This window comes from Nocardia sp. NPDC058480, assembly GCF_042720495.1.
Classification (GTDB): Bacteria; Actinomycetota; Actinomycetes; order Mycobacteriales; family Mycobacteriaceae; genus Nocardia.
The window spans coordinates 68,552-88,571 of sequence record NZ_JBHXMN010000008.1; the positions used below are offsets into that span (position 1 = coordinate 68,552).

General features: G+C 68.1%; 15 protein-coding genes and 1 pseudogene. 6 read left to right on the forward strand and 10 right to left on the reverse strand.

The features are described 5' to 3' along the window. Nucleotides 1-28 precede the first annotated feature (28 nt). Nucleotides 29-2,443, forward strand: a complete 2,415-nt coding sequence (locus ACFWO8_RS20130; protein ID WP_378953147.1) for a hypothetical protein — start codon at nucleotides 29-31, stop codon at nucleotides 2,441-2,443. A 38-nt stretch (nucleotides 2,444-2,481) separates the two neighbouring features. Here the strand turns inward: ACFWO8_RS20130 and ACFWO8_RS20135 are convergent, their stop codons facing one another. Then, nucleotides 2,482-2,673, reverse strand: a complete 192-nt coding sequence (locus ACFWO8_RS20135; RefSeq protein WP_378953149.1) for a hypothetical protein — start codon at nucleotides 2,671-2,673, stop codon at nucleotides 2,482-2,484. 155 nt (nucleotides 2,674-2,828) lie between these two features. On the opposite strand from ACFWO8_RS20135, the gene ACFWO8_RS20140 reads away from it, so the two are divergent. Next, nucleotides 2,829-3,845, forward strand: coding sequence for a fatty acid desaturase family protein (locus ACFWO8_RS20140; protein ID WP_378953151.1), 1,017 nt, complete (start codon nucleotides 2,829-2,831; stop codon nucleotides 3,843-3,845). 3 nt (nucleotides 3,846-3,848) lie between these two features. Here ACFWO8_RS20140 and ACFWO8_RS20145 read toward each other — a convergent pair whose 3' ends face one another. Further along, the gene (locus tag ACFWO8_RS20145; RefSeq protein ID WP_378953153.1) at nucleotides 3,849-4,367 is read right to left on the reverse strand and encodes a winged helix-turn-helix transcriptional regulator; all 519 of its coding nucleotides are present in this window, start codon (nucleotides 4,365-4,367) and stop codon (nucleotides 3,849-3,851) included. Nucleotides 4,368-4,427: 60 nt separating this feature from the next. On the opposite strand from ACFWO8_RS20145, the gene ACFWO8_RS20150 reads away from it, so the two are divergent. Continuing rightward, nucleotides 4,428-5,072 (forward strand): dihydrofolate reductase family protein, encoded by a 645-nt coding sequence (locus ACFWO8_RS20150; RefSeq protein WP_378953155.1) that lies wholly within the window; start codon nucleotides 4,428-4,430, stop codon nucleotides 5,070-5,072. Between the two features lie 74 nt (nucleotides 5,073-5,146). Here ACFWO8_RS20150 and ACFWO8_RS20155 read toward each other — a convergent pair whose 3' ends face one another. Beyond that, complete coding sequence (locus ACFWO8_RS20155; protein ID WP_378953157.1) at nucleotides 5,147-7,666, reverse strand: polynucleotide kinase-phosphatase; 2,520 nt, start codon at nucleotides 7,664-7,666, stop codon at nucleotides 5,147-5,149. Next, nucleotides 7,663-9,129, reverse strand: coding sequence for a 3' terminal RNA ribose 2'-O-methyltransferase Hen1 (locus tag ACFWO8_RS20160; RefSeq protein ID WP_378953160.1), 1,467 nt, complete (start codon nucleotides 9,127-9,129; stop codon nucleotides 7,663-7,665). Before ACFWO8_RS20160 ends, ACFWO8_RS20155 begins: the two co-directional genes overlap by 4 nt. Before the next feature lie 191 nt (nucleotides 9,130-9,320). Here ACFWO8_RS20160 and ACFWO8_RS20165 point away from each other — a divergent pair, with 191 nt between their 5' ends. Beyond that, nucleotides 9,321-10,022 (forward strand): LppP/LprE family lipoprotein, encoded by a 702-nt coding sequence (locus tag ACFWO8_RS20165; RefSeq protein ID WP_378953162.1) that lies wholly within the window; start codon nucleotides 9,321-9,323, stop codon nucleotides 10,020-10,022. A gap of 54 nt (nucleotides 10,023-10,076) precedes the next feature. Here the strand turns inward: ACFWO8_RS20165 and ACFWO8_RS20170 are convergent, their stop codons facing one another. Next, complete coding sequence (locus ACFWO8_RS20170; protein WP_378953164.1) at nucleotides 10,077-11,207, reverse strand: metallophosphoesterase; 1,131 nt, start codon at nucleotides 11,205-11,207, stop codon at nucleotides 10,077-10,079. Nucleotides 11,208-11,506: 299 nt separating this feature from the next. Between ACFWO8_RS20170 and ACFWO8_RS20175 the strand changes: the two genes are divergently transcribed. Continuing rightward, complete coding sequence (locus tag ACFWO8_RS20175; RefSeq protein WP_378953166.1) at nucleotides 11,507-12,595, forward strand: alpha/beta hydrolase; 1,089 nt, start codon at nucleotides 11,507-11,509, stop codon at nucleotides 12,593-12,595. Between the two features lie 66 nt (nucleotides 12,596-12,661). Here the strand turns inward: ACFWO8_RS20175 and ACFWO8_RS20180 are convergent, their stop codons facing one another. From ACFWO8_RS20180 to ACFWO8_RS20195, 4 genes and pseudogenes are all read right to left on the reverse strand, one after another. Next, nucleotides 12,662-15,937: an arabinosyltransferase domain-containing protein gene (locus tag ACFWO8_RS20180; protein ID WP_378953552.1), complete on the reverse strand. Its 3,276-nt coding sequence runs from the start codon at nucleotides 15,935-15,937 to the stop codon at nucleotides 12,662-12,664. Between the two features lie 411 nt (nucleotides 15,938-16,348). Further along, nucleotides 16,349-16,813 (reverse strand): annotated as a pseudogene (locus tag ACFWO8_RS20185) (hypothetical protein); the annotation flags it as partial. Then, entirely contained in the window at nucleotides 16,767-17,747 is a 981-nt protein-coding gene (locus ACFWO8_RS20190; RefSeq protein ID WP_378953168.1) for a serine hydrolase, read from the reverse strand. The gene ACFWO8_RS20190 and the pseudogene ACFWO8_RS20185, both read right to left, overlap by 47 nt. Beyond that, entirely contained in the window at nucleotides 17,744-18,619 is an 876-nt protein-coding gene (locus ACFWO8_RS20195) for a LysR family transcriptional regulator (RefSeq protein WP_378953170.1), read from the reverse strand. Before ACFWO8_RS20195 ends, ACFWO8_RS20190 begins: the two co-directional genes overlap by 4 nt. Before the next feature lie 169 nt (nucleotides 18,620-18,788). Here ACFWO8_RS20195 and bla point away from each other — a divergent pair, with 169 nt between their 5' ends. After that, complete coding sequence (bla, locus tag ACFWO8_RS20200; protein WP_378953173.1) at nucleotides 18,789-19,724, forward strand: class A beta-lactamase; 936 nt, start codon at nucleotides 18,789-18,791, stop codon at nucleotides 19,722-19,724. A gap of 14 nt (nucleotides 19,725-19,738) precedes the next feature. Here bla and ACFWO8_RS20205 read toward each other — a convergent pair whose 3' ends face one another. Continuing rightward, nucleotides 19,739-20,020 carry a helix-turn-helix domain-containing protein gene (locus tag ACFWO8_RS20205; protein WP_378953175.1) on the reverse strand — a complete coding sequence of 94 codons (282 nt, stop codon included), beginning with the start codon at nucleotides 20,018-20,020 and terminating at the stop codon, nucleotides 19,739-19,741.

Genomic DNA, 20,020 nt, shown 5'->3' on the forward strand with positions numbered 1-20,020 from the left:
CGCCGAAATCCGGGAACTGCTACCGGAATTGGCGACTGCCAAGAAGGCGACCATCGAGGCGTACCCGTGGGGCGACGGCGTCGAGGCCATGACCACGGCGTTGGACAAGCTGGACAGGGGCCCGGAGTCGCTCGAGGAACTGGCCAAGGTTCTGGACTACGTGGCCGAATCCGCGGATGCCCTCGCCACCGAGATCGAGTACACCAAGATCCTGGTTATCAGCTCATTGGGAATGCTCGCCGCCGAAATCGCACTGGCATGGCTGTTTCCGCCGACCGCGCCTGCGGTTCAAGCGGCAGCGATCGCCGTTACCCGCGTGGCGGTGCGGCTGCTGGCGAACCGGGCGATCGCCGCCATCGCGCGATTCGCCGCCAAGACCGGCATCGCCGCGGTCGCCAAGTTCACGGTGAAGCATGTCGCCCTCAGTACGGTGCTCGGGGCCGGGCAGGATCTCGCGATTCAGGCATACCAGGTCGGCAAGGGGCATCGGGACGGCATCGACTGGGAACGGGTGGGGACTACCGCGTACACCGCCGGGGCGGCGGGCGCGGTCGGTGGGCCCGCCGGCGCGCTGTTCGGCAAGGCAGCCGGGAAATTGCCTGTGCCCGAAGGGAAATGGGCAGCCAAGGGTGTCAATGGACTGAAGGGCGCGGCTGTCGGCGCGGGATCGGGGATGGTTGGCGCGTTGGGAGCCTGGGGGGTCGGCGGTATCGCCAATGGGTGGACCTGGGATCCGCGGCTGCTCACCAGCGGTGCGGCCTACGGTGTGTTGACCGGTGGCAGCAAGGGTTTCCGTCATTCGCCGACCGGCGGTGGGCCCGGTGCGAACGGATTCACCGCGGCGGACCCCGCACGCTTCGATGGACCGGACGGCAGTAGCGCACCGGCGCGCGCCGAGAGCAGCCATCGCGCCGGGGATCCGGCTGACAATACTTCCGGGGAGAACCGGTCGAACGGCGGCAATCGACCTGGAAACAGCGGTACCGGGAATACGGCTGGTGAGAATGGTTCCGGGTCGCGGGCAGGGGATCCTGCAATCAATCATTCTGGGAATCAGACTGGGCGACTGTTGAATTCGAGTGAGGGAACCAGCAGTGCCGGCGGCGAAACTCGTTCCGGAATTCCTGGCGGCCCCGAAAGCGCTGGCGTTCGACAGGAGCCGAACCCCACACGGTCCACACCGCCTCCCGCGGTGGGCGACGGCAGCCAAGCCAAGCCGACCGCCGGTGCGGAAAACCGTCCGCAGCCGACCGCGCCGAGGGGCCTCGAGCCGACCCCGCCCCGTGCGGGTACCCCCGAACTCCGCGCGGCCGATTCCGAGCCGCGCGCTGGTGCCGTCGAACGCCACACCAACCTGTTCGAGACGCTACCGGGCGTCGAGGCCGGTCCCGCCGGAAAGGAAGCCGCACCGTCGGCCAACCCCGAAACCCGCGCTCCGCGAGAGGAACAGCCGCAGCCGGAGGTCGCGCGGAAGCCGGAAGGCGAGCAGGCGCCCCAGAGCGAGCAAATGCCCGAGCAGTCGACGAACTCTGAGGCGCCGCTCGATTCGATGCGGGACAAGTTGCGCGGGTTGGGCATCGCTCCGGACGGTCTGACTCCGGCGCAGATGCGGACTGCTGCGGACGAGGCGTTCTCGAGGCGCGTGGACGAGTTCGCGGAGAGGACCGCGGCGGTCGAGGGAGCGGGGTTGCGGCCGAACGAACTGATGGCGCAGCGCCGGGAGTTGCAGGCGCAGATCAACGAATTCATGAACCAGCGCCGGGAGCTGCGAGCCGATCTCGACGGCCTTCGAACTACCACCGAGTCGGCGCCGAAGCCGGATCCCCACCCGGCACCTGAGCCACAGCCGACCCCGGACGGGGAATCAAAACCTGGCAGGGAGCAAACCCCCGATGACGAGCAAGTACCTGCACGACAAGAGCGGCCCGACGAGTTTCCCGACACGACGTCGAAGATTCCGTATACGCCGCGGTACTTCAGCGTCCCGCCGATCGAGGAGTACGAGGCAGCGGCTCCTCCCGATGATTCTGTTTGGGAGCCTGAGCCCGAACCGGAACCTGAACCCGAGCCGGAGCCTGAACCCGAGCCGGAGCCGGAGCCTGAACCCGAGCCAGAACCTGAGCCGGAGCCGGAGCCGGAGCCGGAGCCGGAGCCTGAACCCGAGCCAGAACCTGAGCCTGAACCCGAGCCAGAACCTGAGCCTGAGCCTGAGCCTGAGCCTGAGCCGGAGCCGGAGCCGGAGCCGGAGCCGGAGCCGGAGCCGGAGCCTGAACCCGAGCCGGAGCCGGAGCCTGAGCCTGAGCCTGAGCCTGAGCCGGAGCCGGAGCCGGAGCCGGAACCAGAGCCTGAACCAGAGCCTGAACAAGAGCCGGAGCCGGAGCCCGGGCCTGAACCGGAGCCCGAGCCTGAACCTGAGCCGACGGTAGCGATCGTGTCAACGTAGAGGCCTGGCTTGCCGCCGGACCTCCACGTTTCTGAGCTCTACCCTGCGGATCCGGTGACAAGGTCCAAAAGGTACGCCAGCGGGTCTGTGCAGGTGTAGGCCGCGCACGAACCGAACGGTGCGTCCGGGCCAGGGACGTCGATGTCAGCGGACGCCGTGCCGGCGACGGCGAGCTGACCAGAGACGAACAGTGCCAGTGTGATGGCTGAGGTGGTGATGGCGCGCTTCATGAGACCTTTCGACCGGAAAATTTCACTCCGGTGCCACCATAATTCGCGTGCGGCACGGGGGTGAGACGTCAGATTCTTGGGCATGCAGCGGTTCGGTTGTCATCGATCTGCAACCCGTTCATCCGCTCGTGCCCTTCATGCGCCATGCTTGTCCCGTGGTTATCGCGTCTGATGTCGTCCCCGTGCGTGGCAGTGAGTACTCGGTCCTGTTGCGCCGCGTCCGGGAGGCAGACCTGCTCGACCGGCAAGTGGGGTACTACGGGTGGAAGAGCGCGCTGACCGCGGGGGCCTTCGTCGCTGGTTGGGTGGCGTTTTTCGTCATCGGTGACTCGTGGTGGACGCTGGCGGTCGGGGTGTTCCTGGCCGCGGTGTTCTCGCAGATCGCGTTCCTCGGCCACGATGCGGGGCACAAGCAGATCTTCGCCGGGCGACGGGCCAACTATCTGTACGGCCTGATCGCGGGCAATCTCGCGATCGGGTTGAGCATCGGCTGGTGGACCAGCAACCACAACCGCCACCACGCCCATCCCAACACCGAGGGGGCCGACCCGGACGCGATGGGCGTGCTCGCGTTCTCCGGTGACCGCGCGCGGGCCGGGAAGGGTTGGCGCCGATTCATTTTCCGCTACCAGGCGTGGCTGTTCTTCCCGCTGTTGCTGCTCGAAGGCGGCAGCCTGCACTGGAAGAGCATCGTCGCGGTGTTCCGCTGGCCGATCCCGAACCGCATCTGGGAGGGCGCGCTGCTCGCCGCCCACTTCATCGGCTTGCTCTCCGCGGCGTTCCTGGTGCTGTCGCCGGGTAAGGCGCTGGTGTTCATCGCCGTTCAGCAGGGCCTGTTCGGTCTGTACATGGGCTCCACCTTCGCCCCGAACCACAAGGGCATGGAAGTTCTGCCCGAAGGTGACAACACCGACTTCCTGCGCAGGCAGGTGCTCACCTCGCGCAATGTGCGCGGCAGCTTCCTCGTCGACACCGCGATGGGTGGCCTGAACTACCAGATCGAGCACCACCTGTTCCCATCGATGCCCCGCGCCAACCTGCGCCACGCCCAGCCGATGGTCGCCCAGTTCTGCGCCGAGATCGACGTTCCCTACTGCGAGACCGGCCTGTTCGAGTCCTACCGCCAGGCGATGGCCCACCTGAACGAAGTCGGCCGCCAGACCGTCCGTTAGCGACTACTGACCGACCGCCTCGTGGTAGGCGGCGGTGAGTTCTGCGAGCACCCCGTCGTCGGGAAGCGGCGCGCCGCGCAGGTGCGTGGCGCGCAGTTCATCCATGAATCGGTCCCACATCGGGGGCCCGCCCGCGGCGAGTAACTCCGCGCGCACGGTCAGCTCCGGCGCCGTTGGCAACCATCGCGCGCCCCACGCACCCAGTGCGGCCAGCACCGGAACGAGCTGAATCGAGGCCTCGGTGAGGTGATATTCGACCTTCTGGCGGTGGCTCGGGTCGTCGTCACGAGTGAGCAGACCCGCGGCGACGAGTTTGGCGAGCCGCGCGGCCAGAATGTTCGAGGCGATGCCCTCGATGGACCCGGTGAGCAACTCCCGGAAGTGCGTATGCCCGCCGAACATGATGTCGCGCACGATGATCAGGCTCCAGCGGTCGCCGAGGAGCTCGACCGTCAGATTGATCGGGCAGCCCGACTTGCCCGGCGCCACCGGCAACTTCTCCTGAGAAACTGGTTGCGACATAGGATCAGTCTAGGATACCTTCGTCACTGCTTGCACATTGCAATCAGAAAGGGCACCCCGATGGCTCAGATGGTTCGCGTTCAGAACTTCAGCATTTCCAGCGACGGTTACGGTGCGGGGGAGGGGCAGAGTCTCGACCGGCCGTTCGGCCACGCCGAACCCGCTGACTTCATGTCCTGGGCGGGCGCCACCGCGCACTGGCCGAACCGCACTGATCCCGGGGGCACCTACGGCCTCGACGACTACATCATCCGCGACTTCGCCTTCAACATCGGCGCGGAAATCATGGGCCGCAACAAGTTCGGCCCGCAGCGTGGACCGTGGGAGAACTACGACTGGCAGGGCTGGTGGGGCGACACCCCGCCGTTCCACACCCCGGTTTTCGTCCTCACCCACCACGAGCGCCCGTCATTTACCCTGGCCGACACCACTTTCCACTTCCTCGACGCCACCCCGAAGGACGCGCTCGCCCAGGCTCTTGACGCCGCCGACGGCAAGGATGTGCGCATCGGCGGCGGCGTCGCCACGGTCCGCGAGTTCCTCGCCGCCGACCTCATCGACGCGATGCACATAGCCGTCGCCCCGGTGGAAATCGGTGCGGGCGAACGACTGTGGGAAAGCTCCGACGAGTACGACGACCGCTTCCACCACGAGCAGATCCCCAGCCCCAGCGGAGTGGTACACCACTTCTTCTGGCGCCGATAAGCATCACCTGGCAGCCGCCGCCGTCATCGCAACCCTGAGCGTGGTCGGCACGGACCGCACCGCGGCTCCGGTGGTCAGAGGCGAGGGTCGGTGGGTACGGATTCCATGGCGAGGATCGCGAAAACCAACTCGTGGACACGCCACAGCGGCTCGCCGGTCGCGACGGCGTCCAGGGCTGCCAGGCCGAGGGTGTGTTCGCGGAGGGCGAGGGTGCGTTTGCGGCTGAGGGTGCGGTCTCGGAGGCGAGTGAGGTTCTGCGGGGTGGTGTAGTCGGGGCCGTAGATGATGCGGAGGTATTCGCGGCCTCGGCATTTGATGCCCGGTTGGGCGAGTTTGCCTTTGGTGCGGTGGGCCAGGCCGGCGTAGGGCTTGATGACCATGCCTTCGCCGCCTGCCTCGGTCATCTCGAGCCACCAGGTGGTTGCCTCGGCTTCGGCGGCGGGGTCGGACAGATCGACGATGCGGCGGCCGGTGGGACGGAAGGTCGCGGGGTCAGCCGCTACCAATCGGTGGCTGATGTCGAGGTGCCAGCCGTGGTCGCGGTCGGCGTAGGTGGCACCTTCGGAGGCCAGGAGGGCGAACGGGGCGATCTGGATGCCGTCGAGTCCTGTTGTCGGCCAGCAGTATTGACGGTATGCGGTGGTGAAGGCGGCCGCGTTCTCGGCTCTGGCGGCGGTGCGGTCGCGCAGTTCGCCGAGGTCGAGCCCGCGGGCCAGTCCGGCGTCGAGTGCCGCGACGGCGGACGGAAGTGCGGAGCGCGCGGCGGCGCCGGCAGCCGCGTACTGGGTGCGGATCAGCCCGGCTGCCTTGGCCGACCAGGGCAGCAGCTCGCAATCCAAGAGCAGCCAGTCCGAGCCGAGCTCGTCGAAAAGCGGTGCGGCTGCGGCACGTACGCGTTCCAGGAGGGTCTCGGTGAGGGACGGATCGTTGAAGAACGACCGGCCGGTGCGGGTGTAGATCGCACCGGAGCACCCGTCGCCGACCCCGAACCGGGCCGCTGCCCGGTCACGGCACACGAGCACCACGGCCCGCGACCCCATGTGCTTCTCCTCGCACACCACCTTGTCCACGCCTGCCGCGCGATAGTCGGCGAACGCTTCCGTGGGGTACTCGAGATAACCCTCGACGGTCGAGGTCGACGGCGGGGACATGGTCGGCGGCAACCACAGCAGCAGCCGAGGGTCGATCGCGAACCGGCTCATCACTTCCAGTGCGGCCGCGGAGTTCTCGGCATCGACGATCACCGTGCCGTGATCGGTACGGATGTGTCTGCGCCCGGTGACATCGGCGAGGTCGAGAGTCTCGTTGTCGCGCGCGGATTCGGCGTCGGCGAGCGGCCGGATCGGCTCGTAGTACATCCGCTCGGCCTGCACCGCGACGAACGTCTTCTCTGGGTAGCGCATCGCCGTCAGCTCGCCGCCGAAGACCGCGCCGGTGTCGAGGCAGACGGTGTTGTTGATCCACTCCACCTTCGGTGTCGGAACGTGCCCGTAGACAACCGTCGCCGCGCCGCGATAATCCCTGGCCCACGGATAGCGCACCGGCAAGCCGTATTCGTCTGTCTCTCCGGTTGATTCGCCGTACAGGCAGAAGTCGCGCACCCGTCCGGAGGCCCGACCGTGGTACTCCTCTTTGAGCCCGGCGTGCGCCACGACGAGGCGCCCGCCGTCCAATCGCAGGTGACTCACCAAGTCGTGGATCCACTGCGCGGCGGCTGAAACGAATTCCGGTGTCTCACTGTCCAATTGCTCGAGTGTCTCGGCCAACCCGTGCGACACCGTGACGTTCTTACCACGCAGCTTCTTGAGCAACTTCTGCTCGTGATTACCCGGCACGCACAGCGCATGGCCGTTCGCGGTCATCCCCATCACCAATCGCAGCACCCCTGGTGAATCGGGCCCACGGTCGACCAGGTCACCGACGAAGACCGCCTGACGACCCTCCGGGTGCGTGGCATCGACCGGTCGACCCGCTTCGTCGCGAACCAGCGCCCATCCGAGTTCGCCCAGCAGCGTTTCCAATTCGGCTTGGCAGCCGTGCACATCGCCGATGATGTCGAACGGCCCGGTGAGTTCACGCCGGTCGTTCCACGCCTTCTCGTAGGCGATCGTCACGTCCGCCGGATCGCTGACGACGTGCACCTTGCGAAAACCCTCACGGCCGAGCTCGCGCAGCGAACGCCGCAGGTCCTGACTCTGCCGCTTCAGCACATTGCGCCCGAAGGTGCGATCGGTGCGGCCCTGAGTGCGTTCCCACGCGACAGCTTCGGGCGTATCGATGACGATCGCGACCGGCAGCACATCGAAAGACCGTGCCAGCGAGACCAATTCGGCCCGCGCGTGCTTCTGCACATTGGTGGCGTCGATGACCACCCGGCGACCGGCGCGCAGCCGGATCCCGGCGATGTGACCGAGCGCGTCGAAGGCGTCCTTCGTCGCGGACTGATCGTTCTCGTCGTCGGCGACCAAGCCACGGAAGAAGTCCGACGACAGCACCTCGGTGGGCTTGAAGTGCTCGCGGGCGAAGGTGGATTTGCCGGAGCCGGAGATGCCGATGAGGGCGATGAGCGACAGTTCGGGGAGGTCGATGTTCATAGCGCGCCTTGACGATCGGGCCCGGAGGGGGTGGTGGAGGGCGACCGCGCAGGGTCGGGTAGCGGCGCCGTGACCTTCCGGAAGAGCGCGAGCTGGGTGGGGGAGCCGGTTCGTGGGTCGTGGTCGCCGACCGGGCGGATGTCGACGGTGTAGCCGAACGTCTCGGCGACGCGGGCGCACCACGCGGCGAATTCCGCACGGGTCCACTCGAATCGGTGATCATCGTGGCGGTGACCGTCGAGGGTTTCGTAGTGCACGTTGTATTCCACATTCGGCGTCGTCACGATCACCGCGCCAGGTGCGGCATGCCCGAAGACGGCGCGTTCGAGCGCGGGCAGTCTGGACTCGTCGACGTGTTCGATCACCTCCATGAGCACCGCCGCGTCGTAGCCGCGCAGCCGGTTGTCGTGGTAGGTCAGGGCCGACTGGATCAGCGTGATCCTGGCCCGCTGCCGGTCCGACATCCGATCGAATTTCAAGCGCCGCTCCGCCATCGACAGCGCCGCGCTCGAGACATCGGCGCCGACGATGTCGGTGAACCGGGCATCGGCTTGCAGCGCGAGGAGCAAAGCGCCTGGGCCACAACCGAGATCGAGCACCCGCGATGCGCCGGTCTCGGCCAGCGCGGCGAGCACCGCTTCCTTGCGGAGCTTCACGAGCGGCGTGCGGCGCTCGGCGGCTTCGACGCGGTCGATCGCGTCCCCGGGGATCTCGGCCTCATCGAGCGGCTCGTCCACCGAACGCAAACGTTCCAGCGCGGACAGCATCAGGGTTCGGCGTCCGGTCAGATAGCGTCGCGCGATCATCTCGCGGTCGGGATGGGCACCGAGCCAGCCCTCGCCCGCGCGCAACAGTTTGTCGACCTCGTCGGCGTCCACCCAATAGTGCTTGGCGTCATCGAACACCGGCAACAGCACGTACAGGTGATTCAGCGCCTCCGCGAGCCGCAGCGTCCCGGTCAAGCGTAGGTGGGTGTAGGGCGAAGGGCCCCATTCCGGGAACTGCGGATCGAGCGGCACCGTCGTCGTCGACACCGTCCAGCCCAGCGGCGCGAACAGCCTTTCGACGATCTCTGTCCCGCCTCGGCAGGGTACGGCGGGCACCTCGATCTCCAACGGAATCGCCGTCTCCGCCAGCTCGGCACGGTCGCGGCTGGTCCCGTTCAGCGCCGACCGGAACACCTTGCCCAACGCCACCGACAGCAGGCTCGACGCCACATACGGCCGGTCGTTCACATAGCGTCCGAGCGCGGATCCGTTGTGCCCCTTGGTCGGTCGCGCCAACTCGACCGGGTCTACATCGAGCAGCAGCGCGACCGTGCAGCGGTCGACATCGGCCTGTGGATAGAAGACGTGTGCCGTGCCGCCGGTGGTCGTGAACGACTGCACGCGGTCGGGATGTTTGACCACGAGGTAACCGAGGTCTGTCGCCGGCGTGTGAGTCGTAGAGATCGTCAAGAGCACTTGCTGATCCTGTCACGCCCCGCCAGCGGTTTTCGCCTGGCGCCGCGACGACCAGCTCCAGGCCTCAGGGTGCGGATGTCGCACCCTAGGGTGAGGATTGCGTTGAACCGCCTAACGACCGTGCCGAGGGCCCCGATGAAGTGTGCATATACGCGCGCTACAGCGCGTAGGGGACACAGAATCGAGGAACCATGAAGAACGCAGTTCGGATGGGTGCGCTGATCGCCGTCGCCGCGGCGCTGGTCGCAGGCTGCACTGGCGAGAGTGGTTCAGGGACAACCACTTCGACCTCCCACTCGACGGCAGCCTCGTCGGCAAAGCCCGCGCCGGGTACCCAGGCGCCGGGGCCGACCGCGCCCGAGGAGACCGCCGCACCCCAGCCCGGCGCCACCATCGCGCCGGAGCCCGAAACGCCGCCGGTCACACCGCCGCCCACGATCATTCCGGTGCCCGACACCACCTCTCCCGCCCCCGGCAACAACATCAGCGGACCCGGTCGCTGCATCGATACGTCCTCCACCGGCGTGCAGAATGCCCTGGCGAGCCTCACCGGAAGCTGGGTCGCCGGGCAGGCCTCGGCCGATCAGCCGGGTAACTGCGGGGAACTGCTGTGGGTGCGCGCCATCGGCGGCAACTCGGCGGGCGCACCGATTCACGTGCTGTTCTTCCATGACGGAAAATACTTGGGCACAGGCACTTCCGAGCCGTATGCCTTCACCACCGTGGTGGGGTCGAGCAGCACCGCCGTCACCGTCGAGTACCGGTGGCTGGCCGCGGACGAGCCCTTCGCCGCACCCCAGGGCGGACCCGCGACGATCACCTACTCGTGGACCGGTTCGAGTGTCGTGATGAGTGGCCCGTTGCCGTCGGAGGTCACCCAGCCCCACCGCTGATCTCGTGCGATTCACCCAGCCATGTGGGCGACTCGCTGGGTGAAGTCACGCGGATCAACGGTGCGGATGCAGCACCAGCACGGTGATCTCGCTGGGTGCGAACACCCGGAGTTGCGGACCCCAGAAGCCGGTGCCGCGGCTGGTGTAGAGCTGGGTGTTGTTCGCGTGCCTGCTCAGGCCCGCGACCACCGGCTGGTCGAGCCGGACGAGATAGTGGAACGGCCAGATCTGCCCACCATGGGTGTGACCCGAGATCTGTAGCGCGACGCCTGCCGCGGCGCTGTCGGCGATCTGTTTGGGCTGGTGGGCCAGCAGCACCACCGGCACATCGGGGGCGCCGCTCAGGGCGGCGGGCAGGTCGGGGCCGTGGCCGGGCAGGCCCTTGCCGGTCGGGTCGTCGATACCGGCGACGACGAGCTGGTCGCCGTCGCGGGTGACGACCCGGTGCTGGTTGTGCAGCGGCTCCCAGCCGATCGAGGCCATGTGGTCGATCCAGCCCTGCGCGTCGCCGAAGTACTCGTGGTTGCCGGTGATGTAGAACCGGCCGAGTGGCGCCTTCACCTCGGCCAGCGGGTCGACCTGGGCGTGCCGCTTCGCCACCGATCCGTCGGCCAGATCTCCCGCATGGCACGCGATATCGGGCTGCTGCGCGTTGACCACCTCGACCACGCGCTCCGACCACCGTTGCCGGTCGAGCGCGGCGTAGTGGGTATCGGTGACGACCACGACGCGCAACCCGTCGAGCCCGTCGGCCAGTCCACGGATCGCCACGTCCACGGTGCGCACCCGTGGCACCCGCCGCGCCTCGTAGACGCCCCAGGCGACCAGCGCCGCCGCGATCACCAGCACGCCGACCGCGACGAACCGCGCGGCGAGCGCGCCGTCGACACCGGCCACGGACAGTGCTCCGCGCGCGAACACCCCGATCACCGACCAGGAGAACACCACCCACAGCACCCCGAGCAGGGTGTCGCCGACGATCACCGCCGGATCGGACTGCGCGGGCCCGTGCCCGAGGAACATGGTGAGCGGTAGGCACCCGAGGGCGGCCACACAGATCGCCGTCCCGATCCAGAACAGCGTGCCGCTGCCACCGGTCGGCGCCGAGATCAACATCCACCAGGGCACCCCGAACAGCAGGGCGAGGACCAGCAGCAACATCATCAGGCGTACGGCGAGCTTCACGACGGTCCCGTTCTGGGGCAGGGCGGCCGGGCACGGCCACGAATCGACCTCCCAGGGTAGCGCTCCGCCCGGGCGCTCCCTCGCCGAGAATCCGCGGAACCGTACGCACGCGCGAAGCGGGCTGCCCCACTGCGCAATTCGATATTCCCGGGGGTCGCCGGGCGCGCTATGCTGCCCGGCAGGGCCCCGCACGCAGGTTTCGTACCGTGGCGGGTCGAGTGGGGAAGCGGCGCGGCCGCGTAAACGGGAAGGTCAGTACACCGATCATGCGTGGGGTAAATATTCTTTTTCGGCGGGTCATGGCAGGTGCGGTGGTGGCGGTGCTGCCCTTCGGCGCGTCGGTCGCACCCGCGGCAGCCGATGCCGACCCGTCCGCGATCGACTTCCGGGTTGATACGTCGATGGGTGAGATCAACACCAGGATCATCCGCGCGGCCGACGGTAACACCGATCGGGTGGTCTACCTGCTCGACGGCGAACGGGCCGAGGACGACCTGAACGGCTGGGAGAAGCACACCACCATCCCGGCGCAGATGGCGAAGTTCAACATCAACGTCGTGATGCCGGTGGGTGGTCAGTCCAGCTTCTACGCCGACTGGGAGCAGCCGAGCAGCTTCGGCGGCATCAATCCCGACGGGTCGCTGCTGCCGAGCGCGGACTCCGGTTCGGCGATCGGCGGCTGGGAAGACACCCAGGGCAAGACCAACACCTACAAGTGGGAAACCTTCATCACCAAGACCCTCCCGGACGCCATGAAGTCCCGGCTGGGCTTCAGCTCCACCCGCAACGGTGTGGTCGGTCTGTCCAGCGGTGGTAGCGCGGCGATGTTGATGGCGGCCTACTACCCGGAGCAGTTCACCTACGCGGGCTCGCTGTCGGGCTACCTGCACATGTCGATGCCCGGCATGCGTGAGGCACTCGGCGGGGCGATGATCGCCAGCGGTGGGTACAACATCGAGGCGATGGCGCCCGCGGGCAGCGAGAAGTGGCGCCGGATGGACCCCTACGGTTTCGTCGAGAAGCTGATCGCCAACAACACCCGCCTCTACGTCTCCGCGGGCAGCGCCAAGCCCGCCGATCAGGATCTGTCCTCGATCGACGCGATCACCCAGGGCATGCCACTGGAAGCGATCGCCCTCGCCAACACCCGCTCCTTCGAAAAGCGGGTGACCGCACTGGGTTACGAGAATGTCAGCTACGACTTCCCCGACATCGGCATCCACAACTGGGGCACCTGGGAACAGGTCGCCATCCGCCTGATGCCGGACATGGCACGCAATATCGGCAAGCCCTTGCCTGCGGGCGCGACCCCGCCCAGCGGTGGTGCACCGCCCGCCGGAGGACCACCGGCCGGTGGACCGCCCGCCGGTGGCGAACCGCCGAAGTAGCCGCTGTCACCACCGAAACCGCCGCCACCCCTATTCGGGTGGCGGCGGTTTCGTGTTTGTCGGAGGTCAGCTGGTTTTGATCGGGGTTTCGTTCGTCAGGCCCCAGCGGGTTTCGGTGTGGACGTCGATGTCCGCCGGTGGCGCGGCGACCGTGCGGGTGAGGCGTTGGAGTTCGCCCCAGTCGCGGGTCCAGTCGTCGGCCAGGTAGGCGGGGATGGTGCGTGACTGCATGAGCAGGCCGGTCCAGCCGAGGGGGCCGCCGCCGGTGTCGCCCTGCCAGGTCTCGGAGACCTGGGCGTTGAGCTTGTCGGGCTGGATTCGCCAGATCGGCATCTCGGCGACGCCGTCGCGGTGGTCGAACGGGCGCTGGCACGGGAATGCCAGTCCCACATGCCAATCCGCGAGGACCGGGTCGGAGCTGCCGACGACGGTGTTCAGGCTCGACAGTTTCGGCAGGCGCGGCGGGGTGATCGCGAGCCACTGCATGGGGTCGGGCTCCGCGGCGTCGACGACCAGTCGAATGGCTGTGGTGCCTGCGGGAATTCGATCCAGCGCGACCGGGAGATTCCGCCAGCCCGGAGCACCACCAACCGTTGGCGGGATCACATCGCCTAGGGCGGTGGTGGTTCCGTCCTCAGCACGACGAGCGAACTCCACCCGCAATCGCTGGCCTGGCATGCGTGAGCCATCGGGTGCGGTGGACTCGATTCGCCCGGCCACTGTCAGGATCAACACTCGGTACGCCGGATTCTGCTGTGCGGCAGCAAGATCCATCCGATACCACTGTGTAGTCAACTGGGTGCGTTGCGGTTCGCCAGTCGAGTAGCTACCGAGTACCGGTGTGCGCTCCGGAGCGAGCCCGAACGGCAATGCGACTGTGCTCCCGTTCACGCCGGTCACCGCGGGCCCGGACGAGCCAGGTGCTCCCGGCGGTCCCGCATTCGGACCGTTCGGCGGTGCCCCGGTGGAACTGCCTGGTGCGGAGCCGTTCGCCCCACCACCCGGCGTCCCGTTCGTGCCCGGAACAGCGCCTCCACCAGGTGTTGAGCCGCCAGGACTTGCGCCGCCGGGGCCTGAGCTGCCGGATGCGCTGGCACCCGGGCCGCCCCCGCCGGGTCCGCCCCCGCCGGGTGCGCCGCCACCCGGGCCGGAACCGCCGGGACCACTGCCGCCGGGTCCGCTGCCCCCGGGGCCAGGGCCCGAACCTGAAGGCGGGGCAGAGGATTGGCCGGGTCCGGGATCGGGAGCGAGGCTGCCGATGCCGTTCGGGGTGAAGCCGGTGTTCTCGGCGGCCAGCCCGTCGGCGGCGGTGCCGCTGTACGGGGTGAGCAGCGAGTCCGCGGTGTTGGTCTCGACGAGCACGTCATCGGCCATCGCGCACTGGTTCCCCGCCAGCGCGCGCAGATTCGACAGCCCGACCGAGTAGGCCGGGTATTGCGAAATTGCCGCCGAGGCAAGCGATCCCACTTCGAACAACACCATGGCTGCCGCGGCAACGGTCAGCGGCGCGACCGCGGGAGCTCGGCGAGTTCGTCCACTGCCGACATGACCGGCAACAGCGCGCACGCGGCCACGATCGACAACGCGGCCACTGCCGGCACCTACCTCGGACTCGCGGCCGACGTCAGCACGGTCAACGTCACCGTTGGCCGGTGCGAACGGCGCACGGTAGTACTGGCACAGGGCGGTGACGAGGGCCGCGGCCGTAGCGGCGAGGAAGAAGGTCGATACCTCGATGCCGCCGAGAGCGGGTGCGCGATCGGGCCAGGGGACTCCGTAGCCGGAGACGTACCACCAGCCGTTGGAGCCGGTGAAGCTCACGGCGAGCAGGAACAGGACGGCGGCGGCGAACAGGGTTCGGAGAAAGTTCTGTCCGACGCGGACCAAGGCCACCGCGGTGATCGCGGCGAGGGCGGCTGCCAGGCCCGCGTAGATGCCGAAGTGGTGGGTCCACTTGGTGGGGGTGAACATCATCAGCAGCAGGGCCATGAAGACGACAGCGAGGATTCGAGTGACCGGGCCACGGGCGGTCGCGGGGACGCGGCCGCGGCGCAGGGTCGCGACGATGCCGACGGCGAGGCACAAGAGCATGGCGAGGATGCCGAAGCGGCGGGCCAGGGAACCGTCGGGGTTGACCGACAGCAGGGAATCCCAGCGGGTGCGTTCCTCGAACCAGGACATGTCGGGGCCGACGAGCTGGCGCACGCGGGTGGCTTCGAGGACGGTCGAGAAGGTTTGGTCGGCGAACACGACGACCAGCACGAGGGTGCCCGCGGCGAGGATCGGGGCTACCAGTGCGCTGTACCGGAGGAAGGTGGCTCCGAGAGTGATCGCGACCGTGCTCGGAGCGGACCGGGCGACCGCGACGGTGCCCGAGTCCGGCGTGGCACGGGCGATGATCGTCCGGATTACCGGTCTCGAACCAGCCAAAAGTGCTGCCACGCAGATCAATCCGGTGGGGCCCGCCGCGAGGGAGAATGCGGCGATCAGCACCGCGACGGCGGCGGGCAGAAGGCGGCGGGTAGCGATCGCCCGTTCCATCGAGCACCAGGTGAGGACCGCGCCGACCGCGATCAGGGGTTCGGGGCGCAAGCCGTTGTTGTAGGGGAGCCAGATCGACAGGAAAACCAGCGCCGCTGTCCAGCGCGCCACTACGCTCGAACTCACGCCGGAACCCAGGCGCGGCAACACTTCCCGGCTGAGCACCAGCCAGCAGACGAACCCGGCGAGCAACGCGGGCAACCGCATCCACAGCCCGGCCTCGCTGACCCGGGTCATCTGGGCGAGCACCTCGTAGGGCCACCCGAACGGGGCCTCGGCGACCTGGAACCACCGGTAGTAATTGGCGGTGTAGCCCGCTTCCTTCGACGCGCGCGCCATCGTCAGGATGTAGCCGTCGTCAGAACTGTTGGCGCCGATCACATGCCACCCGACCAGGGTGGCCGCGACCACCGCGTCGAGACCGGTGAATCGCCACCAGCGTGCGGGCAGGATGCGACGCGTACGACGGCCGTCGCGAATATCGCCGCGGTGCAAGCAGATCAACGCGAGCAGTGCACACAGCACCGCCCCGATGATCGCCGCCAGCTTCCAGCCACTCGGACTCGACGAGAACCGCGCATCGATCTCGGCATGCAGCCGCGCGTCCCCCATCCGTCCACGATCCAATTCGGTGAAGACCCCGACCAGCTGCGGCCGCACATCAGCGTCGACGGTCGTCTTCATCGGCGACCCGTCTGCCCGAGCCATGCCGGTGAGCTCGGCGGTCGTGCTCGCCGCCGTGGAAACCACCGTCAACGCACCGCATCGAGCATCCCGCGCATTCGCAGCGTCTCCCGGCACACCGGGCCCACCCGCCGGACCGGCCGGCGGCTTCGTAGTCGAAGGCGGTGCGCTTGGTCCGTTCGGCGAAACCGCTCCTGAAGGGGGAGCGCTGCCGGGCGGTGGCGACCCTGGCGGCTGGCCGGTACCGGGTACCCCTGAAGTGGGCACGCTGGGCGGTGACCCGTCACCGCTGGGGGACGGGTTCCCGGCAGGAAGACGACCGCCCGGATCGGTGCTTCCATCAGCGGGAGCACCAATCGGTGGGGTGCTGCCGAGGGGCGGTGCACTGCTAGGTGGAGTGCTGCTGGGAGGTTGGGCGCCGGTAGCCCCCGCAGGTTGGTTTGTCCCGGTGGGCGGGGGTTGTGTGCCTGCCTGGCTCTCGGCCGCGGAGCCGGGCGCGCCCGCGTTCGCTGGATCGCCTCCTGCGATATCCGCGATCGACGCGCTCAAAAGCAGCTTGTCGCGCAGGACCACAGACAACGTCCGCCCAGCTCCCGGCCGGTCCTCGATTCGCGCGACCAACCCCTTCGACCCGGCTCGCGGCGCCTGGGCGGGAACTGTGGACAGCACGGTCCCGCCGGTCATCTCGCGCAACGCGGTACACGGAATGCTCAGTTCGAGTGACAGCGGCACGTAGTCCACGAGCGGCGCGCTGAGTTGCATCGACTGCGGCTGCGGCCAATCCAGGCTCGCGCGCTGCTGCTGCACCGGCAGCAGCGGAGTCGCCACCGCCAGCACTACACCCAGCGCCCCCGCCGCGATCCCGATTTTCTGCACTCGGCCGAAGCCGGAAGAATCTCCACCCACAAACGACGATGCTAGCCATGGTGGTGCCGTAGTGGTCGCCTCAGTGCGGGCGGCGCAGTTCGGTGACGGCGATCCGTGCCGCTTCACCGATCGCGGCGTCGACCACCGGCAGCATCGGGTCGGCGCGGGCGGCGCGGGTGAAAACCGCTACCGCTACCGGCGTTTCGCCGGGGAACTCGATGACGGCGACTTCGTTGCGGATCACCCCGATGGTGCCGGTCTTTCCCGCGACGAGCACCCCGCGATGGGGGAATCCGGCGGCGATGCGGTGCGGCCAGATCTGCTTGCTCATCACCGTGCGCGCGAATTCGATGCTCGCCGTGGACAACATGTCGCCCGACCACAGCTTCCACAGAAACCGGGTCATCTCTTCGGGCGTGGTCGCGCTGGCGAAGGACGGGTCGTAGGCGGAAACCGTCCACGCCTCGTCATTGTCGGCCAATGCCGCGAAAGCCTCTGCGGTGCTGTGGGTATCGGTATCGCGCACCAGGCTGCGGTGCTGGTCGGCCGTGCCGCCGACGATGCGGGTATCAGTCAGGTCGAGTTCGTGCACGAGCTCCACCACCGCGGCGAGGCCGACCTCGCCGAGCAACACGTCGGCGGCGGCATTGTCGGACACCGTCATCATCGACGTAGCCAGATCGCGGCGGCTCAGCGTGACCGGATCACGCAGTGCCGCAATGCCGGTGGGGCCCGGAGTGCAGTCCGCGGGGTTGATGGTGAGACGGCCTGCCGGGTCGATCCGGCCGTGGTCGACCTGCCGCAGGAAGGCCGCCAGCAACAGCAGTTTGTAGACCGAAGCGATCACCACGCGGTCGCGCCCACCGACAGAGACCTCGCCGGGGGATCCGTCGCAGCGCCGGGCGTGTAACCAACCGGCACAGCCCGCGTCGGCGAACACCGCGCGAATCCTGGCGGTCGCCGATTCAGCGACGCCTGGCACGCGGCAACCGCCCTCGCCATAACCATCCCAGCTCGCATCGGGCGGACCGATCGCCTCAGCCGCGTCGAACCTGCTCATCGCAGCCGCTCCCGGTAGAGCACCCGATCCAACGCCTCGGCATGGGCGCCGGCATCGGCCCGGCGAATCACCCTGACCCGCACTGCGATCGACTGCGGCGCCAACGTCAGCCAGGCCACCCCCGGCGTCGGGGTCGGCGGTGTAGCGCTGACACCGAAGCTGGTGCCCGCGGCGACGGCGGCCAGCACCGCCCGATCATCGGGAGCTGCGAGCGGTGGCGCGTCCAGTCCACGTTCCCGCAGCAGATCGATGATGCTGTCGAAGGCAGGCGGGTTCGCGGCGCGCGGCGGATGTGCGAAATTCAGCCCGGCGAGCATCGGGAAGGTCGGGCGCTCGGCGGTGGTGGTGCGGTGCTCGGCGGGCACCACCAACCAGCGCGGTAACTTCACCACCGGTCCGGCCTCGACACCGTCGACCAGCGCCGGATGTTCGACCACCGCCACATCGCACACACCCGCCCGCACCTCGGCGACGAGATCGACGGTCGTGCCCAGCGTCGTCGCCACGCTGCCACCCGCGGCGCGCAGGCCCGTGACACACGCGGTGACCAGCCGATCGGGCAGCGCGGTTGTCGCCGCGAACCGCACGGTGCCGCTGAGCTGCGCGATCCGCTGTGATTCGGCGAGCAACCGATCGGCGTCGTCGACGAGCAGCCGGGCACGCGGCAACAATTGCCTGCCCGCGGTGGTGAGCAGTGCGCCGTGGCTGGTGCGGCGGATGAGTTCGATGTCGAGATGCTGTTCGAGGCGGCGCAATCCCTGCGACAAAGGAGGTTGGGTCATGTCGAGCGCCGCTGCTGCCCGCCCGAAGTGGCCCTCGTCCGCGACAGAGACGAAGAACCGGAGGTGGCGGATCAGATCCATATCGGCCATTGAACCAGCGCGCTTGCTACCACTTGGTCGATCGGCGAGGACGCGGCCGGTGGCGATCGGCCGTTTGGGTGGGGTTACCGCCACCTACCTGCGGTGATATCGAGCGCGACTTGTCCAGGCGGGTGTCCGATATTGGCCTCACGGTGGCCGACGATGATGTTGTGCACCGGTGACTCCCACCGCACTGACGCGCCGCGCGCCGCGCCTCCGAACCCGAATCGCCGCCGTCGCGCTGGCGATCTCGGCCGTGACAACGACGGCCTGCTCGAGCAACGACGTAACACCGGCGCCACCGTCGACATCGGGGCTTGCGGCGTCGGCCGCGCCAGCCGCATTCGTCGATATGGAAGCGAAATACGGTGCCCGGCTTGGACTCTCGGTCGTAGATACCGGCAGCGGCGCGACGGTGAACTACCGTGAGAGCGAACGCTTCCCGATGGCTTCGACCTTCAAGGGCTTGGCGTGCGGCGCCCTTCTACAAGCCCATCCGCTGTCCACCGGCTACTTCGACCAGGTCATCCACTACACGGCGGCCGACATCGTGGTGAACTCCGCCGAGACGGAAAAGCACATCGATACCGGGATGACGGTCTCCGCGATCTGCCACGCCGCGATCACCGTCTCCGACAACACCGCGGGCAACCTCATCCTCCGATTGCTCGGCGGCCCAGCGGGTTTCACTGCCTTCTTGCGCACCCTCGGCGACAATGTCTCCCGCCTCGACCGCTGGGAGCCCGAGCTCAACACCGCCATCCCGGGCGACGAACGTGACACCACGACCGCCGCGGCCCTGGTCGCCGACTACCGCGCCCTCGTCCTCGGCACAGCCCTCGCCGACCCCGAACGTGCTCAGCTCACCGACTGGCTGCTCGCCAGCGCCACCGGTGCCAAACGCATCAAAGCGGGCCTGCCCGCCGACTGGAAAGTCGGCGACAAAACCGGCACCCCCGCCTATGGCTCCGCCCTCGACGTAGCCATCGCCTGGCCGCCCGGCCGCGCGCCGCTCGTCCTCGCCGTCCTGACCACCAAGCCCGAACAGAACGCGCAACCGTCCAATGAACTCGTAGCCGAGGCAACGAAATTCGCTGTGGGCGAGATCGATTAGCCAGTTGGTCCGCCTCACGCGGTCTTTCGCATTGTCAGATGGGTGTGCAAACCGAGGCGCGCACCGAAGCCGATCAGCCTCTCCAGGCTGTACACACCCTGCTTGCCTGCCCGCATCTCATAGATCCGTGACCTGGCGACACCGAGTCGCTCGGCTGCCTGGGTGGGCGTGAGTTCCAACTCATCGATCCGTGCGAGCACCGCGTCCAGTGCCTCGGCCCAAACTCGAAGCCGCTCGGCCTCTTCTGGGGAGTCCGTGATCGCTTCCCATACATCGGACGTTCGCTGAATTCTCAT

Bases quoted from the DNA above. Each gene is read 5' to 3' on its own strand.
- ACFWO8_RS20135 (WP_378953149.1), bottom strand. From the start codon at position 2,673: ATGAAGCGCGCCATCACCACCTCAGCCATCACACTGGCACTGTTCGTC.
- ACFWO8_RS20145 (WP_378953153.1), bottom strand. From the start codon at position 4,367: ATGTCGCAACCAGTTTCTCAGGAGAAGTTGCCGGTGGCGCCGGGCAAG.
- ACFWO8_RS20150 (WP_378953155.1), top strand. From the start codon at position 4,428: ATGGCTCAGATGGTTCGCGTTCAGAACTTCAGCATTTCCAGCGACGGT.
- ACFWO8_RS20155 (WP_378953157.1), bottom strand. From the start codon at position 7,666: ATGAACATCGACCTCCCCGAACTGTCGCTCATCGCCCTCATCGGCATC.
- ACFWO8_RS20165 (WP_378953162.1), top strand. From the start codon at position 9,321: ATGAAGAACGCAGTTCGGATGGGTGCGCTGATCGCCGTCGCCGCGGCG.
- ACFWO8_RS20175 (WP_378953166.1), top strand. From the start codon at position 11,507: ATGGCAGGTGCGGTGGTGGCGGTGCTGCCCTTCGGCGCGTCGGTCGCA.
- ACFWO8_RS20190 (WP_378953168.1), bottom strand. From the start codon at position 17,747: ATGAGCAGGTTCGACGCGGCTGAGGCGATCGGTCCGCCCGATGCGAGC.
- ACFWO8_RS20195 (WP_378953170.1), bottom strand. From the start codon at position 18,619: ATGGCCGATATGGATCTGATCCGCCACCTCCGGTTCTTCGTCTCTGTC.
- ACFWO8_RS20205 (WP_378953175.1), bottom strand. From the start codon at position 20,020: ATGAGAATTCAGCGAACGTCCGATGTATGGGAAGCGATCACGGACTCC.